Source organism: Ramlibacter sp. GS1-15 (assembly GCF_057785015.1).
Genome location: NZ_JBYNTU010000001.1, coordinates 2005427 through 2020179, shown reverse-complemented (window position 1 = coordinate 2020179; position 14753 = coordinate 2005427). Strand labels below are relative to the sequence as shown.

Sequence of the window (14753 nt, the reverse complement as noted above, 5' to 3'; positions counted from 1 at the left end):
GCGGCTACAGCCATCCCATCCACCCGATGACGGCGCCCGCCCCGAGCAGCCACAGCAGGTGGATCTTCGTGCGCCATACGAGGAGCGCGGAGACGATGGCGATCGCCCAGACCGGCCAGTCGCGCCGGGCGTCGTAGCCGCTGCCGGTCGCGAGGATCCAGCCGGTCGCCACGAGCAGCGCGACGACGATGGGCGCCATGCCTTGCTTGAAGGCGCGCACGGCCCGCAGGTCGCGGTTCTCGTGGCCCCAGCGTGCCGCAAGGTAGGTGAGGGTGGTGCTGGGAATGAGCGAGCCCAGCATCGTGACGGCGAGGCCCAGGAAGGCCAGCGGGATGCCGCCGGCGTTCAGACCCACGTTCCATCCGAGCAGCGCGATGAACAGCACGTTGGGGCCGGGCGCGGCCTGCGCGATGGCGATGGAGGCGCTGAACTGCGGGTCCGTGAGCCAGGCCTTCTCGTCGACGATGAAGCGGTGCATGTCGGGCGCCGTGGTGATCGCGCCACCCACGGCGAGCAGCGACAGCTCGAGGTAATGGACGAACAGCGACAACCAGTCACCCGCCGTCATCGTGATGCTCATGCCTTCACTCCGATGCGCTGCCAGGTGATCACGCACGAGAGGCCGCCCAGCCCCACCAGCACCCACAGCAGCGGCCAGCGCAGCACGGCGATGCCGATGAAGGTGGCGATGCCGAACGCGCCGACCAGCGCGATGCCCAAGGGATGGCGGCGCAGGGCGCCCATCAGCTTCAGCCCGGTCGCCGTGATCAGGCCGGCCGCGACCGCGCCCATGCCGCGCAGCGCGCTCGCGACGTGGGGGTTGGCGCCGACGTGCGCGTAAACGAGCGCGAGGGCAAGAACGACGAGCAGCGGCAGGGTCAGCATGGCCGCCACCGCGACCAGCGCGCCGCGCAGCCCGAACCAGCGGTCGCCGATCATCATCGACAGGTTCACGACGTTGGGCCCCGGCATGATCTGCGCCACCGCCCAGTCTTCGACGAACTCCTCGGGCGTCATCCACTTGCGCCGCTCCACCATCTCGCGCTGCACGATCGCCAGCACGCCCCCGAACCCTTGCAGGGCGATGGAGGTGAGCGCGATGAAGAGTTCGGTGAGCGAGGCGGGCCGGCGGCGGCCCGCCGTTTCGGCCGCTACGGATGGCGCCGCGGACAGGTCGGTCATGTGCCGATTATCGGTGCGCCCCGTGTTCGCCGCGTGTGGCTAACCACAATCCCGCAGCGATCAGCGCGAGGTCGATAGTTTCAGCTCCCAGGTCTCGCTGGTGAGGTGCTGTCCGAAAGCGTCGTTCGGCTCGGCCCTGATCATGCGGAAGCCCCGCGATTCGTAGATGCCCCGCGCGGCGAGCAGGTGGCTTTGCGTCCACAGCACCATCTTGCGATACCCCTTGGCGCGAGCGAAGGCGATGCATTCGTCGGTGAGGCGCGCTCCCAGGCCGAGCCCGCGCGCTTGCGGCGCGAGGAGCAAGAGGCGCAGTTTCGCGACGGTCGCCGACTGGCGCACGAGGAAGATCGAGCCGGCGCGCTCGCCATCCACCTCGGCGATCCAGGCTCGTTCCCATCGCGGATCGAAATCCTCGACGAACTTCGCGACGATGCCGGCGACCAGGCCCTCGAATTCCACCGTGTAGCCCCATTCGCGCGCGTAGAGCTCGCCGTGCTGCTGCACGACCCAGCCGAAGTCGCCCGGTTGCGGGTCGCGCAGGATCACCGTGCGCCGGTCCTTGGCGGGCGGGTCCAGCAGGCCGTGCGCCGTACCCAGGGCGGCGATCAGCCGGTCGCGCGCGGCCGGCGAGAGCGGGGCGAGCAGGGCGGCCGCCTCGTCGCGCGACTTCTGCTGCAGCGGGGCGAACACGTCGTGGCCGGCTGGCGTGAGCTTGAGCAGGCTCTGGCGCGCGTCGGCCGGCGACGGAACGCGGGCGAGCCAGCCCTGGCTCTCGAACCGACGCAGGATGCGGCTGAGATAGCCGGCGTCGAGCTGGAGGTCGCGCGCCAGTTCGGAAGCGGTGGGCTGGTCGCGGTGCGCGAGCTCGTACAGCACGCGCACTTCGGTCAGCGAGAACTCGCTGCCCAGGTAGGGGTCCAGCACCCCGACGCGGCTGGTGTAGAAGCGGTTGAAGCCGCGCAGCGCCTCGACGTGCGCGGGGGAGACGGCAGTGCTCATGCCTGACATCGTCAGGCAATTACTTGCCGGAGTCAAGAATCAGGCGCTAGACGGTCATGCCGCCCGAAACCTCCAGCACCGCGCCGTTGACGTAGCTGGCCTCGTCGCTGGCCAGGAAGCAGTACGCGTTGGCGATTTCCTCGGGCGTGCCCAGGCGGTGCAGCGGCACGCGGTGCTTCATGTCGTCGAGCACCTTCTCGGGAATGGTGTCGAGGATGTGCGTCATCACGAAACCCGGCGCGATGGCGTTGACCCGCACGCCCTTGGGGCCGAGCTCGCGGCTCCATGTCTTGGTGAAGCCGATGACGCCGAACTTGGTCGCGGCGTAGTTCGTCTGGCCGAAGTTGCCGTACAGGCCAACGACGGAGCTGGCGTTGAGGATGACGCCGCAGCCGCGTTCGACCATAGGGCGGCTCACGGCCTGCGCGCAATGGAACACGCCGCGCAGGTTGACGTCGATGACGGCATCGAACTGCTCGATCGACATCTTCTGCAGGCGCGCGTCCTTCGTGATGCCGGCGTTGTTCACCAGCACGTCGATGCGCCCGAAGCGCTCCAGCGTGCCGTGCGTCGCGGCATCGACCATCGTGCGGTTCGTGACGTCCACGACCCAGCCTTCGGCCCGCGCGCCGGCTTCGCGGCACTGGCGCACGGCTTCCTCGATGCCCGACGGCATGAGGTCCCAGACGGCGACGATCGCGCCTTCGCGAGCGAACTTGATGGCGGTCGCGAGGCCGATGCCTTGCGCGCCGCCCGTGACGATGCAGACCTTGTCCTTCAGGCGATGGTTTGTCATGGGGAGATCACGGCTGAGCTGGAAAGCCGGAACCTTACCAGAGCTCAGCCGTCGAGCGCCCGCCAGTCCGTCTCGCGTTGCGAGAGGCGCTGCGTGATCGTCTCGAGGGTCTTCGGGTGCAGCGCCAGCTCGTGGTGGCCCGCCGCGGGCACGACCACGTTTTCCGAGGTGAGCGACTCGGCATCCTGCGCAAGTTCCCAGTGCACGGCCTCGTCGCTGGTGGTGTAGATGGACGTGCAGGGCACGGGCGGCCGCTGGCGCATGCGGCTGATCGCGGCTTGGTCCACACCCGCGCCGGGCTGGACCAGTGCGCGCAGCATGGCGCAGCTGCCGGCCGGGTCGACGATGCGCACCGGGGTGCCGATCGTGATCACGCGCCGCACGAGTGGCGAGGTGCGCTTGGCGACTTCGCGCGCATAAATGCCCGACAGCCCGCAGCCCAGCAGCGTCACGCCGCGACACTCCGTCTCGAAGACGTCGATCACCCGCTCCTCGATGCGGCCCAGCAGCGGCGACAGGCCGTGGTGAGGGCCGTGGTCGGTCCCGAGGCCCCAGTCGTGCGGTGCGAAACCCACCTCGCGCAGCAGGCGGCGCAGGGCGGATGTCGTTTCGGGCCCGCCGCCGAACTCCGGCATGACCAGCACCGGTTGCCCGTCTCCCAGGTAGATGCGGTGCGAGCCGTAGCGGCGGCTCGGCTGCGCACCGCGCAGCAGCGGCAACCACGAATCCAGCGCGACGGCCGGCGAAAAGAAGGACGGTCGGCCGGCGTGCGGCATCGGGCATTCCATGCGTGACAGCAATGCACGGATGCTAGGGAGCCGCGCGTGGCCCAGCCGTAGGAAAAAGCCGAGTCAGTGTTACGGCTCAGTAACGTGGCTGATGAGCAATGATCGCTTCCTTCGCGCGCGGCGTGATGGCGAAACCCGGGCCGTACCGGTCGGCGAGCTGCGAGGCACGCTCGCAGAACTTGTCGATCCCGGTGCCGTAGATGAACTGCATCGCGCCGCCCGTCCATCCCGGGAAGCCGATCCCGAAGATCGAACCGATGTTCGCGTCGTGCACCGTGGTGAGCACGCCTTCGGCGAGGCAGCGCGCCGTTTCCACCGATTGGCGATAGAGCAGGCGGTCCCTGAGGTCCTGCATGTCCCAGGCCGCGCCGGGCTTCTCGAACAAGGTCTTGAGGTCGGGCCAAAGGAACTTCTTTTCGCCCTTTTCCTGCGGGTACTCGTAGAAGCCGGCGCCGGCCGCCCGGCCGTTGCGGTCGAACTCCTTGACCATGCGTTCGACCAGCAGCTCACCGGGCGTGGCGATGTAGGTCCGGCCCTCGGCCCGGTAGTCGGCGCGCGTCTGGTCCAGCACGTGCACGGACAGGGACAGCGCCGTCTCGTCGAGCACCGCGAGCGGTCCGACCGGCATGCCGGCGAGGATGCCCGCGCGTTCCACCACCGCGGCCGGGATGCCTTCGCCGACCATCGCCGCACCTTCCATCACGAAGGTGCCGAACACGCGCGATGTGAAGAAGCCGCGCGAGTCGTTCACGACGATCGGGATCTTGCCGATCGCCTGCACGTAATCGAAGGCACGCGCCACGGTCTCGTCATCCGTCTCCTTGCCGCGGATGATCTCGACGAGCTTCATCTTGTCCACGGGGCTGAAGAAATGGATGCCGACGAACTTCCTAGGGTCGCGGCTCGCCCTGGCGAGGCCCGAGATCGGCAGCGTCGACGTGTTGCTGGCGAAGAACCCGCCGGGAGCGAGCTGCGGTTCCGCTTCGCGCGTCACCTGCGCCTTGAGCTCGCGGTTCTCGAACACGGCCTCGATCACGAGGTCGCAGCCCTGCAGGTCGGAAGCCGATGCGGTCGGCGTGATGCGCGCGAGCAGTTCGGCCTGCTCGTGCGGGCTCATGCGGCCCTTCTCGACGCGCGGCTGCGTGACCTTGACGCTGTAGGCCTTGCCGTGCTCCGCCTTGTCCAGGCTCACGTCCTTCAGCACCGTAGCGACGCCGCGGCTCGCCTGCGCGTAAGCGATGCCCGCTCCCATCATTCCCGCGCCGAGAATGCCGACCTTCCTCGGTGTGTAGCGCGGCACATCCTTCGGCCTCGAGCGCTTCGCCTTGATCGCGTTCATGTCGAAGAAGAACGTGTTGATCATGTTCTTCGCGACCGGGCTCACCATCAACCGCGCGAGGTAGCGCGATTCGATGCGCGTGGCCGTGTCGTAATCGACCTGCGCGCCTTCGACCATCGCCGCCAGCGCGTACTCGGGTGCCGGGTACAGGCCCCGCGTCTTCTGCCGCAGCATCGCGGGCGCGACGCTCAACATGCCAGCGACCTCCGGGCTGGACGGCGTGCCGCCGGGCATGCGGTAGTTCTTGTCGTCCCAGGGATGGTGCGCCGGCGCGGCGCCGCCGGCGTGCTTCTCGATCCACGCGAGTCCCGCAGCCCGCAGCGAGGCCGCATCGGGCACGAGTTCATGGACCAGCTCGAGCTCCAGTCCCTCGCGCGGCGAGAACAGCTTGCTCTCGACGATGTACGGGTTCGCGCCCATGAGGCCGAGCAGTCGCGTCATCTTCGTGATGCCGGTGCCGCCGGGAATCAGCCCCAGCGTCACCTCGGGCAAGCCGAACTGGGTCTTCGCGTCGTCGACCGCCACGCGGTAATGGCCGACGAGCGCGACTTCCCAGCCGCCACCGAGCGCCGAACCATTGAGCAGGCTCACCACGGGCTTGCCCAGCGTCTCCAGCGTGCGGAAGTTCTTCTTGATGCGTTCGATCTCCTGGAACACGCGCGGCGCGTCTTCCGGTGTCATGCGCATCACGCCCTTGAGGTCGGCGCCGGCGAAGAACGTGCTCTTGGCTGAAGCCAGCAGGATGCCGCGGATCGCCTCCTTGTCCTTGACCACTTGCGCGGTGACCTCGGCCAGGTCGTCCTGCCATGGCAGGCACATGGTGTTGACCGGCGAGCCTTCCTCGTCGAAGGTGATCGTGGCGATGCCGTTTTCGAGTGCGTACTGGATCGTCTTCACGCGTCAGGTCCTCTCGACGATCGTCGCGATGCCCATGCCGCCGCCGACGCACAGCGTCGCCATGCCCCAGCGCAGCTTGCGGCGGTGCAGTTCGTCGACCAGGGTGTTCAGGATCATGGCGCCGGTCGCTCCGAGCGGGTGGCCCATCGCGATCGCGCCGCCGTTGACGTTCACCTTCTCGTGCGGCACGCCCATCTCCTTCATGAACCGCATGGGCACGGCGGCAAAGGCCTCGTTGACTTCGAAGAGGTCGATCTGGTCGATCGTCATGCCGGCTTTCGCGAGCGCCTTGCGTGCCGCGGGCATCGGGCCCGTGAGCATGATGGTCGGGTCCGCACCCGAAAGCGCCGCCGCGACGATGCGCGCCCGCGGCTTGAAACCGTGCGCCTTGCCGGCTTCCTCGCTGCCGATCAGCACGGCGGCCGCGCCGTCGACGATGCCCGACGAGTTGCCGGCGTGATGCACGTGGTGGATGCGCTCGACCTGCGGATAGCGGCTGATCGCAACGTCGTCGAACCCCATCGCGCCGAGCTGCTCGAAGGCGGGCTTGAGCGAGGCGAGGCCTTCCATCGTCGTGTGCGGCTTGATGAATTCATCCTGCGCCAGGATGGACTGGCCGAGGAAGTCCTTCACCGGCACGACCGAGCCGGCGAAGAAGCCGCCCTCACGCGCTTTCGCCGCGCGCTTCTGCGACTCCAGCGCGAACGCATCGACCTCCTCGCGCGTGAAACCCTCCAGCGTGGCGATCAGGTCGGCGCCTATGCCTTGCGGCACGAAGGCCGTCGCGGTGTTCGTCTCCGGGTCCTGCGACCAGGCGCCGCCGTCCGAGCCGATCGGCACGCGGCTCATGCTTTCCACGCCACCGGCGACGACCAGGTCTTCCCAGCCCGAGCGCACCTTCTGCGCCGCGATGTTCACGGCCTCCAGCCCCGAAGCGCAGAAGCGATTGAGCTGCACGCCGGCGCAGCGCCAGTCCCAGCCGGCCTTCAGCGCCGCGACCTTCGCGATCACCGAGCCCTGTTCGCCGACGGGCGAGACGACGCCCATCACGACATCGTCGACCTGCGCCGTGTCGAAATCGTTGCGGCGCTGCAGCTCGCCCAGCACGCCGGCGAGCAGGTCGACCGGCTTGACCTCGTGCAGGCTGCCGTCCTTCTTGCCCTTGCCCCGCGGTGTGCGGATGGCGTCGTAGACGAAAGCTTCCATGCGATTCTCCTGAAAGGCTGCTGGCAGTATATTCATTCAACCAAGCACGCGCTTTGTGAAAATCATCATGATCGAACGCACCCTGTTTTCGCCCGACCACGAGACCTTCCGCGACGCCTTCCGGCGCTTCGTGGAGAAGGAGATCGCCCCGCACCACGAGGCCTGGGAAGAGCAGGGCTACGTGGATCGCGACCTGTGGCGCAAGGCCGGCGCGAACGGGTTCCTGTGCATGACCATGCCCGAGGAATGGGGCGGGTCGGGCGCGGACAAGCTGTACTCCGTCGCGCAAATGGAGGAGCTCGCGCGGGGCAATTACACCGGGGTCGGCTTCGGCCTGCACAGCGAGATCGTCGCGCCCTATATCCTGCATTACGGCAGCGAGGAGCAGAAGAAGCGCTGGTTGCCGAAGCTCGCCAGCGGCGAGATGGTCGGCGCGATCGCGATGAGCGAGCCCGCGGCGGGCAGCGACCTGCAAGGCGTGAAGACCACGGCCGTGAAGCAGCCCGACGGCAGCTATGTCGTCAATGGCAGCAAGACCTTCATCACCAACGGCTGGCATGCCGACCTGGTGATCGTCGTTGCGAAGACCGACCCGGCCGCGGGCGCGAAGGGAACCAGCCTGATCGTCGTCGAGCGCGGCATGAAGGGCTTCGAGAAGGGCAAGCGGCTGAAGAAGGTGGGCCTGAAGGCGCAGGATACGTCCGAGCTGTTCTTCGACGACGTGCGCGTGCCCGCGGAGAACCTGCTGGGCGGCGAGAACCGCGGCTTCATCTGCCTGATGGAGCAGCTGCCGTGGGAGCGCATGCAGATCGCCGTCACGGCCGTCGCGAGCGCGCAAGCGGCGATCGAGTGGACCCTGCAATACACGAAGGACCGCAAGGTGTTCGGCCAGGCGGTCGCTTCGTTCCAGAACACGCGCTACACGCTCGCCGAGCTGCAGACCGAGGTGCAGATCGGCCGCGTGTTCGTCGACAAATGCCTGGAGCTGGTCTGCGCGGGGAAGCTGGACACGGCCACGGCCAGCATGGCGAAGTACTGGACCACCGACCTGCAATGCAAGGTGATGGACGAGTGCGTGCAGCTGCACGGCGGCTACGGATACATGTGGGAGTACCCGGTCGCCCGCGCCTATGCCGATGCGCGCGTGCAGCGCATCTACGGCGGCACGAACGAGATCATGAAAGAGGTGATCACCCGCGCGATGGGCATCGGCGGGCGGTGATCAGCCCCGATAGCCTTCCGGCGGCCGGCTGGAGGTCGGGAACGGCGTGCGCCGCTGGTTGCGCTGGTCGTACAGCTTCTTCGCGAGGCCGGAGGCCAGGGCGAGCAGGATGAGCTTCTTCCACATGGGGTGCTCCTGTCTCCATTTCGATCCACTGCACACAACATAGGTCGCGGTCGCACCCGGCTCTGGCGGTCGCGCGCGCTTGCGGGCGTCGGCGTCTGCTTACGCGCCGCGCACTTGACAGAGGGAGGCGCGTCGATATACTGAACCGACGGGTTAACTGATAGGAGGGCCCCGATGAGGTATCGCGGCAGTTGCCACTGCGGCAGGATGGCGTTCGAAGTGGACGGCGAGATCGATTCGGTGATGGCCTGCAACTGCAGCATGTGCCAGCGCAAGGGTTCGCTGCTGTGGTTCGTGCCGAAGACGCAGTTCGAGCTGAAGACGCCGGACGATGCCGCGTCCACCTACCTGTTCAACAAGCACTTCATCAGGCATCGCTTCTGCGCGAACTGCGGCATCCATCCCTTCGCCGAGGCGATCCATCCGAAGACCGACGTGCCCATGGCGGCGATCAATGTCCGCTGCCTCGAGGACATCGATCTCGACAAATTGCAGGTCACGCATTTCGATGGCCGAGCCCTTTGACCCAAGGAGAACCACGATGGACCCCGTAGTGCATTTCGAGTTTCCCTATGACGACCGCGAGCGCATCGCGAAGTTCTACAGCACCGTTTTCGGGTGGGAGCTGAAGGTGCTGGGCGAGGACATGGGCAATTACGTGCTCGCCACCACGGCCCGGCCCGGCGAGCGCGTCGGCCACGAGGCGGCCTATGGCGCGATCGGCGGCGGCTTCTACCCGCGCAACAAGGACTGGCCGGCGCAGTACCCGTCCGTCGTCATCGCCGTGCAGGACATCAAGGCCTCGATGAAGAAGGTCAAGGACGCCGGCGGCGAGGTGCTCGGCGAGCCGATGACCATCCCCGGGGTCGGCGACTACGTCTCCTTCTTCGACACGGAAAAGAACCGCGTGAGCCTGCTGCAGCCCTTGCCGATGGGCCAGGGGTGAACGGGACGCTCGACCGCGTCTTCGGGGCGCTGTCGGACGCCACCCGGCGCGGCATCGTCGAGCGGCTGCTGCACGGGCCGGCCAGCGTATCGGAGCTCGCGCAGCCGCACGGCATGTCGCTGCCCGGCTTCATGAAGCACCTGCGCGTGCTGGAAGAAGCGGGACTGGTGCTGCGGCAGAAGGAAGGCCGCGTGGTGCAGTGCGAACTCGCGGCCGAACCCATGCAGGAGGCCGCCATGTGGCTCGCGCACTACGAAAGGTTCTGGAACAAGCGTCTCGACGCCCTCGGGCGTTTCCTCTATCACCAGGAGCAGGTCGATCCATGGCCCGAACCGGCGACACGCCCGTCCTCGAAATCGAACGTAGCTACGACGCGCCGCCCGAAAGGGTCTGGCAAGCCTGGACCGACCCGCGGGCGCTGAGCCGCTGGTTCGGACCGGGCGACGAAGGCTCCGTCACGCAGGCCGACCTGGACGTGCGTCCCGGCGGGCGCTACACGATCGCCTTCCGCACGCCGGACGGCGAGGAGCACCGCGTTTCGGGCACCTACGAGGAGGTCGCCGAGCCGGCGAAGCTTTCGTTCTCGTGGGCGTGGCAGTCCACGCCGCACCGCGTTTCGCTCGTCTGCCTGCGCTTCGAAGCCGAAGGCGCCGGCACGCTGATGTCGTTGCGGCACGAGCGCTTCTTCGACCCGGCCGCGCGCGACAACCACATGCGCGGCTGGACGGCGACACTGCTGAAGCTCGATGCCTTCATGGCGAATGGCTGAGCTGACACCGTTGGCAACCATTGATGCGCTTGTAATCGAGGTGGCAACAACTGCCTGTGGCACCCTTCCGGTGTCCTTCCTGAGCAGTTGTACCCATGAATCTCATCGTCGCCTCCCGGCATGAAGCTCCCCTGATGCGGTTCGTGGTGGAAGGTCCCTGGGGCAGTGGCGACGCGCTCAAGCTGGCGTACTACATCAAGGCGGCGATCTCGCGCGCCCGGGAAGACCATGTTCTGGTCGACCTGAGGAACGTGAAGACGCCGCCCGATGCCCACGGCAAGTTCCTCATTTGCGACCGCCTGCGCCGCGCCATGTACCCGCACGTGCGCATCGGGCTGGTGAGCCCGCCCGAACTCCTCGAACCCGAAGCGTTGCCCGAGGGCCTGCATTGCGCCCACGTGGCTGTGTTCCGCGCGGAACACGAGGCGCTGCACTGGCTGCAGCTCGCCTGACGAAATCGGCTGGCTAGACCGCCCGGTTCAGGTCGACGGGCAGGCCCGCCTTCCTCATCTCGCGCGCGAGCAGCAGGCGCCACAAGCCCTCGTCGTCGAGCGGCACGTGCACGCAGCCGGCCAGCGCGGCGGGCGGCTCGCCGCCCAGCAGGACGATGCGCGAGCGCCCCATCAGTGCCAGCATGAAGCCGATCGCCAGCAGCATCGATTCGTCGAGGTCTTTCGGCGCGACGACGATCGCATAACCTGCATTGCGCGCCGCGTCGAGCCGCTCGATCGACGGCGTATCGATGACCGCGGGTTGCATGCCGAGCTGATCCAGGAGTTCGGCCGCATGACCGCCGGCATCCCCGCTGCCGAGGACGAGCACCGTCCGGTTTGCGGCGGCGGCAGGGGTGGGGGCGAGGGCGGGGGCAGTCGCGTTCATCGGCGTGGGCGTGGGTGTAGGTGTGGGTTTGGGCGTGGACTTGGGAGCCGACGTCGGTGCGGGCGTCGGCGCAGGCGTGGGTGTTGCAGTTGGCTTCGGTGCCGATGTTGGTTTCGGCGTCGGGGCGGGCGTGGGCGCCGGGGTCGGCTTGGGCGTCGGGGCCGCAGTAGGCGCCGGGGTCGCACTAGGCGCCGGGGTCGGAGCCGGTGTGGATACGGGAGTGGGGGCTGGGGTTGCAGCGGGCGCGGCCGAAGCCCCCTTCATCGCAGCCCTCATCGCGCCGATCGCCGCGTCGAGTGCATGGGTGGCATTCGCAAGTCCCGTCTTCACCCCCTCGCGGAACTCGTCGATGGAGTAGTGGTCGCCGAAGGTCGTGTCCAGCCCGCCGTCGAGTCGCCCCAGCGCGTATTCCTTGTAGTCGGGGCTGCCCGTGCCGACCATTTCCGAAAGCAATGTATTGACGCGTCGCTGGAAGATATCCAGGCGCTCATCCGAGCGGCTCGTGAGGCTCTGCAGGTCGAAGCCGCGCATTTCCTTGACGGTGCGCTCGAGCCGGGAGATTCCGGACTCCAGCGTCGCGCGGTCGAGGCTGGCGAAGGTGTTTTTCGGGTTGGATTTGCCGTTGGACATGCGGTGCCGAGTATGCCCGCACAGCCACGAGCTGAACAAGGAGCCCGGCAGGACAAAAAGAAACCCCCGGTGTTTGAAGCCGGGGGTGAAGAGCCGGGGGAAGAAACTTGAAGAAAACCCGGCCACCTGATTGGAGCGCATTGTGCGCGCGCGGTTCCACACTGTGAATCAGGCGTTTTCCCATGATTGGGCGTTGTCCTACACGGGCGCGCAATCACGGTCCGGATACTTCGCCGACGGCGTAGCAGAGCAGTAGCGGCCGATCGAGGAGACACCATGGAACGCATCAGCGGCCCGTACAACGGGTTCTACATCGCGAGCTACGCGGGCGAATCCGGCGGCCCCGACCCGAGCTTCTTCGCCTACGCGAAGATCTGCCGGGGCAAGCCCGAGAACTACTGGGACGCGCACTGCTGCGCGAAGATCCCGGGCGAAACCCTGCATCCCACTGCCCAGGCCGCGATCGCCGAGGCCGAGAAGCGGGCGCGCGAACACACGGGGCGCCTGGCACCCTTCACGTTCGCCAACCCGCCGCGAAACCAGCATTACGGCTGAGCTTGCTGCGCCGCATGGCGTGAATATCTCACGCGAGCCGCGTACAGATGACTTGCGCAAAGCCTTGCACTAGCCGGAACTTCCGGCCCTCTGTAGGATTCAACTGACAAGAGGCCATCAGGCCCGGCGCGTTGTTTCCGTCGGCACCAGCAGAACAACACACGGCCGCGGCCACGCCGGACCTCGAGCTTCCCCTTTTTTCGATTTGTTCGCGCACCTGTGCCGGGTGCGTGCCATGCGTTCGCGCCAGGAAAAGAAACGACCATGTCGGATTTGTCCGCGACACCCCAATCTCCCACCGAAGCCGCGCCCGCGGCCGAAGAAACCCGCACGCTCTGGATGACCGTGAAGAAGAAGGCCGCGCGCCTCGCGGACTGGTTCGCGATCCAGCCCGTTGCCGTGAAGAGTCTCGTGATCGCCGCCTTGATGCTCATCCCGGTCACGGCGACGTACTCGCTTTCGCTGATGCAAAAGCAGGCCGCCATCGCCGAACAGGTGAAGGTGATGGGCGCGGAGACGATGACCGATGCCGCCGCCGCGATCAACCCGAAGTTGCCGATCGTGTTCGGCACGGGCTCGGTGCTGGGCTTCCTCGATGCGAATCCCGCCGAGCGCATCACGGTGATCTACAAGCCGCTGATGTGGAACGTGTCCGAGCGCATCGTGATCGTCGAATCGAACGGCAAGCAGTACGCCTACTACCCGAGCGACATGGAGACGAAGATCTTCGCCGACCGCGCCGTGAACGCGAAGTGGGGCTCGAAGCTCGCCTTCGTGCCGCGCGCGGACCTCGACAAGCAAAGCCTCGACGTGCTCGAGCGCCTCGACCAGCGCTTCGGCGGCGCGCGCCCGCAATCGGAGAAGGACGGCTGGAAGGCCGGCGTTTCCGGCGTGCTCTCGGCCACGCTCACGCTGGGCCTGATCGGCTTCCTGTTCTTCCAGCTGAAGGGACAGTTCAAGTCGCTCAAGTTCCTCGAGCCGCACCAGGTGCAAGGCTCGATCGAGGACCTCGTGGGCATGGACGACATCAAGTCCGAAGTGGCGCAGATCAAGGACCAGTACCAGCGCCGCGGCACCTACGCGGAGTACGGCATCAACAAGCCGTTCAACGTGATGTTCAGCGGCCCGGCCGGCACCGGCAAGACCAAGCTCGCGAGCTATCTCGCCAAGGAGCTGGGCCTGCCGATCCTGTTCCACTCGGCCGCGAACCTGGAGACGGGTTACGTCGCCGGCGGCTCGAACACCCTCTCGCGCATCGTGAACATGGCCAAGCGCCGCAAGCGCTGCATCGTGTTCCTCGACGAGGCGCAGGACCTGTTCATGAAGCGCGGCGGCCACCGCAAGTTCGACGACGACACGCAGAACATGCTGCTCGCCATCCTGGACGGCGTGCGCACGAAGAACGACGCCGAGATCATCTGGATCGTCGCGTCCAACTTCAACAGCGAGCAGATCCAGATGGACGAGGCCATGCTGCGCCGCTTCCAGATGAAGGTGGATTTCCGCCTGCCGAACAAGGAAGAGCGCCTGGCGATCATCGAGCACTACCTCGCGCAACGCGCCGACAAGGTCGCCGCCGACCTCGACCTGCGCCACCTCGTGGAAGTGACCGAGGGCCGCAGCCCGGCGGACCTGGAGACCATCGTCAACCAGGCCGGCATCAGCGCCGTGCAGGTCGGCGACATGATCGGCACCGAGACGCTGATGAAGGCCGCCGAGCGCGTGCTGGTGGGCAACGTCAACGAAAACACCACGAAGGAGCGTGAGCGCGACCGCCGCATCATCGCGATCCACGAGTGGGGCCACTTCCTGGTGGACTTCGAGACCGAGCGCAAGGCGGCGGGCGGCGACTGGGAGGCGATCCAGGCGAGCATGAAGACCATCAAGATCTCGCTCAAGGCGAATCCGCGCAACAACGCGCTGGGCTTCGTGTTCCACAAGCAGGGCGCGAACCTGCTCAAGACCAAGGCCGACATCGAGCACGACGTGCGCGTGCTGCTGGGGGGCATGGCCAACGAGGAGCTGTTCTTCGGCGAGGAAGGCACGACCAACGGCGCGCACAACGACATCACGCGCGTCACGAAGCTGCTGCACCATGCCGTCGCGGAGATGGGCATGTACCGCAAGACGCGCCTGAACTTCGGCGCGCTGTCCGACAGCGGCAACGGCAAGAGCCTGGACGAGGAGACGCGCAGCATCATGGAGATGCAGAGCGAGCGCCTCTACGGCGAGACGAAGGCCGTGCTGGCGCGCCTGAAGCCGCTCACCGAGCACCTGGCCGGCAAGCTCATGGACAAGGGTGAGATGAGCCTGAAGGAAGCGCTCTTCGAGATCCGCAGTTTCGAGGCCGCCTGCTACGAGTTCTCCAATCGCGCCGGTCTGGCGAGCGCCAGCAGCTGACGCCTACACGGCGGCCCCC

17 protein-coding genes are annotated in these 14753 nt (G+C 67.0%); 8 read left to right on the top strand and 9 right to left on the bottom strand.

Annotated features, from left to right (window positions below; all coding sequences use genetic code 11):
* Positions 1-4: 4 nt before the first annotated feature.
* The 7 genes from AC3EF3_RS10180 to AC3EF3_RS10150 all read right to left on the bottom strand — a co-directional run bounded on the left by AC3EF3_RS10180 (position 5) and on the right by AC3EF3_RS10150 (position 7207).
* Positions 5-580: a chromate transporter gene (locus tag AC3EF3_RS10180; protein ID WP_488532039.1), complete on the bottom strand. Its 576-nt coding sequence runs from the start codon at positions 578-580 to the stop codon at positions 5-7.
* Complete coding sequence (locus AC3EF3_RS10175) at positions 577-1182, bottom strand: chromate transporter (protein WP_488532038.1); 606 nt, start codon at positions 1180-1182, stop codon at positions 577-579. Before AC3EF3_RS10175 ends, AC3EF3_RS10180 begins: the two co-directional genes overlap by 4 nt.
* A 60-nt stretch (positions 1183-1242) precedes the next feature.
* Entirely contained in the window at positions 1243-2190 is a 948-nt protein-coding gene (locus AC3EF3_RS10170) for a bifunctional helix-turn-helix transcriptional regulator/GNAT family N-acetyltransferase (protein WP_488532037.1), read from the bottom strand.
* A 37-nt stretch (positions 2191-2227) separates the two neighbouring features.
* Positions 2228-2977, bottom strand: a complete 750-nt coding sequence (gene fabG, locus AC3EF3_RS10165) for a 3-oxoacyl-ACP reductase FabG (protein WP_488532036.1) — start codon at positions 2975-2977, stop codon at positions 2228-2230.
* A 44-nt stretch (positions 2978-3021) separates the two neighbouring features.
* Complete coding sequence (locus AC3EF3_RS10160) at positions 3022-3753, bottom strand: lipase family protein (RefSeq protein ID WP_488532035.1); 732 nt, start codon at positions 3751-3753, stop codon at positions 3022-3024.
* A gap of 88 nt (positions 3754-3841) precedes the next feature.
* Positions 3842-6001, bottom strand: coding sequence for a 3-hydroxyacyl-CoA dehydrogenase NAD-binding domain-containing protein (locus AC3EF3_RS10155; protein ID WP_488532034.1), 2160 nt, complete (start codon positions 5999-6001; stop codon positions 3842-3844).
* 3 nt (positions 6002-6004) lie between these two features.
* Positions 6005-7207 (bottom strand): acetyl-CoA C-acetyltransferase, encoded by a 1203-nt coding sequence (locus AC3EF3_RS10150; RefSeq protein ID WP_488532033.1) that lies wholly within the window; start codon positions 7205-7207, stop codon positions 6005-6007.
* A 67-nt stretch (positions 7208-7274) separates the two neighbouring features.
* Here AC3EF3_RS10150 and AC3EF3_RS10145 point away from each other — a divergent pair, with 67 nt between their 5' ends.
* Positions 7275-8429: an acyl-CoA dehydrogenase family protein gene (locus AC3EF3_RS10145; protein ID WP_488532032.1), complete on the top strand. Its 1155-nt coding sequence runs from the start codon at positions 7275-7277 to the stop codon at positions 8427-8429.
* On the opposite strand, the gene AC3EF3_RS10140 is transcribed toward AC3EF3_RS10145, so the two are convergent.
* Positions 8430-8555 carry a hypothetical protein gene (locus tag AC3EF3_RS10140; protein WP_488532031.1) on the bottom strand — a complete coding sequence of 42 codons (126 nt, stop codon included), beginning with the start codon at positions 8553-8555 and terminating at the stop codon, positions 8430-8432.
* A 174-nt stretch (positions 8556-8729) separates the two neighbouring features.
* Here AC3EF3_RS10140 and AC3EF3_RS10135 point away from each other — a divergent pair, with 174 nt between their 5' ends.
* From AC3EF3_RS10135 to AC3EF3_RS10115, 5 genes are all read left to right on the top strand, one after another.
* Positions 8730-9080: a GFA family protein gene (locus AC3EF3_RS10135; RefSeq protein ID WP_488532030.1), complete on the top strand. Its 351-nt coding sequence runs from the start codon at positions 8730-8732 to the stop codon at positions 9078-9080.
* Positions 9081-9096: 16 nt separating this feature from the next.
* Positions 9097-9501, top strand: coding sequence for a VOC family protein (locus AC3EF3_RS10130; protein WP_488532029.1), 405 nt, complete (start codon positions 9097-9099; stop codon positions 9499-9501).
* On the top strand, positions 9498-9923 hold the full coding sequence (locus AC3EF3_RS10125; RefSeq protein ID WP_488532028.1) for an ArsR/SmtB family transcription factor: 426 nt from the start codon (positions 9498-9500) through the stop codon (positions 9921-9923). The genes AC3EF3_RS10130 and AC3EF3_RS10125 overlap by 4 nt, the downstream gene beginning before the upstream one ends.
* On the top strand, positions 9824-10270 hold the full coding sequence (locus tag AC3EF3_RS10120) for an SRPBCC family protein (protein WP_488532027.1): 447 nt from the start codon (positions 9824-9826) through the stop codon (positions 10268-10270). The genes AC3EF3_RS10125 and AC3EF3_RS10120 overlap by 100 nt, the downstream gene beginning before the upstream one ends.
* Positions 10271-10365: 95 nt before the next feature.
* Entirely contained in the window at positions 10366-10722 is a 357-nt protein-coding gene (locus AC3EF3_RS10115; RefSeq protein ID WP_488532026.1) for a hypothetical protein, read from the top strand.
* Positions 10723-10735: 13 nt separating this feature from the next.
* On the opposite strand, the gene AC3EF3_RS10110 is transcribed toward AC3EF3_RS10115, so the two are convergent.
* Entirely contained in the window at positions 10736-11779 is a 1044-nt protein-coding gene (locus AC3EF3_RS10110) for a hypothetical protein (protein ID WP_488532025.1), read from the bottom strand.
* Between the two features lie 276 nt (positions 11780-12055).
* On the opposite strand from AC3EF3_RS10110, the gene AC3EF3_RS10105 reads away from it, so the two are divergent.
* Together AC3EF3_RS10105 and AC3EF3_RS10100 are read left to right on the top strand one after the other, a co-directional pair.
* Complete coding sequence (locus tag AC3EF3_RS10105) at positions 12056-12334, top strand: hypothetical protein (protein ID WP_488532024.1); 279 nt, start codon at positions 12056-12058, stop codon at positions 12332-12334.
* Positions 12335-12598: 264 nt separating this feature from the next.
* Positions 12599-14734, top strand: a complete 2136-nt coding sequence (locus AC3EF3_RS10100; protein WP_488532023.1) for an AAA family ATPase — start codon at positions 12599-12601, stop codon at positions 14732-14734.
* The last annotated feature ends 19 nt before the right edge of the window (positions 14735-14753 follow it).

What these genes read in the sequence shown, in the direction of transcription:
- AC3EF3_RS10180 (WP_488532039.1), bottom strand. Translation starts at nt 580, where the DNA reads ATGAGCATCACGATGACGGCGGGTGACTGGTTGTCGCTGTTCGTCCAT.
- AC3EF3_RS10175 (WP_488532038.1), bottom strand. Translation starts at nt 1,182, where the DNA reads ATGACCGACCTGTCCGCGGCGCCATCCGTAGCGGCCGAAACGGCGGGC.
- AC3EF3_RS10170 (WP_488532037.1), bottom strand. Translation starts at nt 2,190, where the DNA reads ATGTCAGGCATGAGCACTGCCGTCTCCCCCGCGCACGTCGAGGCGCTG.
- fabG (WP_488532036.1), bottom strand. Translation starts at nt 2,977, where the DNA reads ATGACAAACCATCGCCTGAAGGACAAGGTCTGCATCGTCACGGGCGGC.
- AC3EF3_RS10160 (WP_488532035.1), bottom strand. Translation starts at nt 3,753, where the DNA reads ATGCCGCACGCCGGCCGACCGTCCTTCTTTTCGCCGGCCGTCGCGCTG.
- AC3EF3_RS10150 (WP_488532033.1), bottom strand. Translation starts at nt 7,207, where the DNA reads ATGGAAGCTTTCGTCTACGACGCCATCCGCACACCGCGGGGCAAGGGC.
- AC3EF3_RS10145 (WP_488532032.1), top strand. Translation starts at nt 7,275, where the DNA reads ATGATCGAACGCACCCTGTTTTCGCCCGACCACGAGACCTTCCGCGAC.
- AC3EF3_RS10140 (WP_488532031.1), bottom strand. Translation starts at nt 8,555, where the DNA reads ATGTGGAAGAAGCTCATCCTGCTCGCCCTGGCCTCCGGCCTCGCGAAG.
- AC3EF3_RS10135 (WP_488532030.1), top strand. Translation starts at nt 8,730, where the DNA reads ATGAGGTATCGCGGCAGTTGCCACTGCGGCAGGATGGCGTTCGAAGTG.
- AC3EF3_RS10130 (WP_488532029.1), top strand. Translation starts at nt 9,097, where the DNA reads ATGGACCCCGTAGTGCATTTCGAGTTTCCCTATGACGACCGCGAGCGC.
- AC3EF3_RS10120 (WP_488532027.1), top strand. Translation starts at nt 9,824, where the DNA reads ATGGCCCGAACCGGCGACACGCCCGTCCTCGAAATCGAACGTAGCTAC.
- AC3EF3_RS10115 (WP_488532026.1), top strand. Translation starts at nt 10,366, where the DNA reads ATGAATCTCATCGTCGCCTCCCGGCATGAAGCTCCCCTGATGCGGTTC.
- AC3EF3_RS10110 (WP_488532025.1), bottom strand. Translation starts at nt 11,779, where the DNA reads ATGTCCAACGGCAAATCCAACCCGAAAAACACCTTCGCCAGCCTCGAC.
- AC3EF3_RS10105 (WP_488532024.1), top strand. Translation starts at nt 12,056, where the DNA reads ATGGAACGCATCAGCGGCCCGTACAACGGGTTCTACATCGCGAGCTAC.
- AC3EF3_RS10100 (WP_488532023.1), top strand. Translation starts at nt 12,599, where the DNA reads ATGTCGGATTTGTCCGCGACACCCCAATCTCCCACCGAAGCCGCGCCC.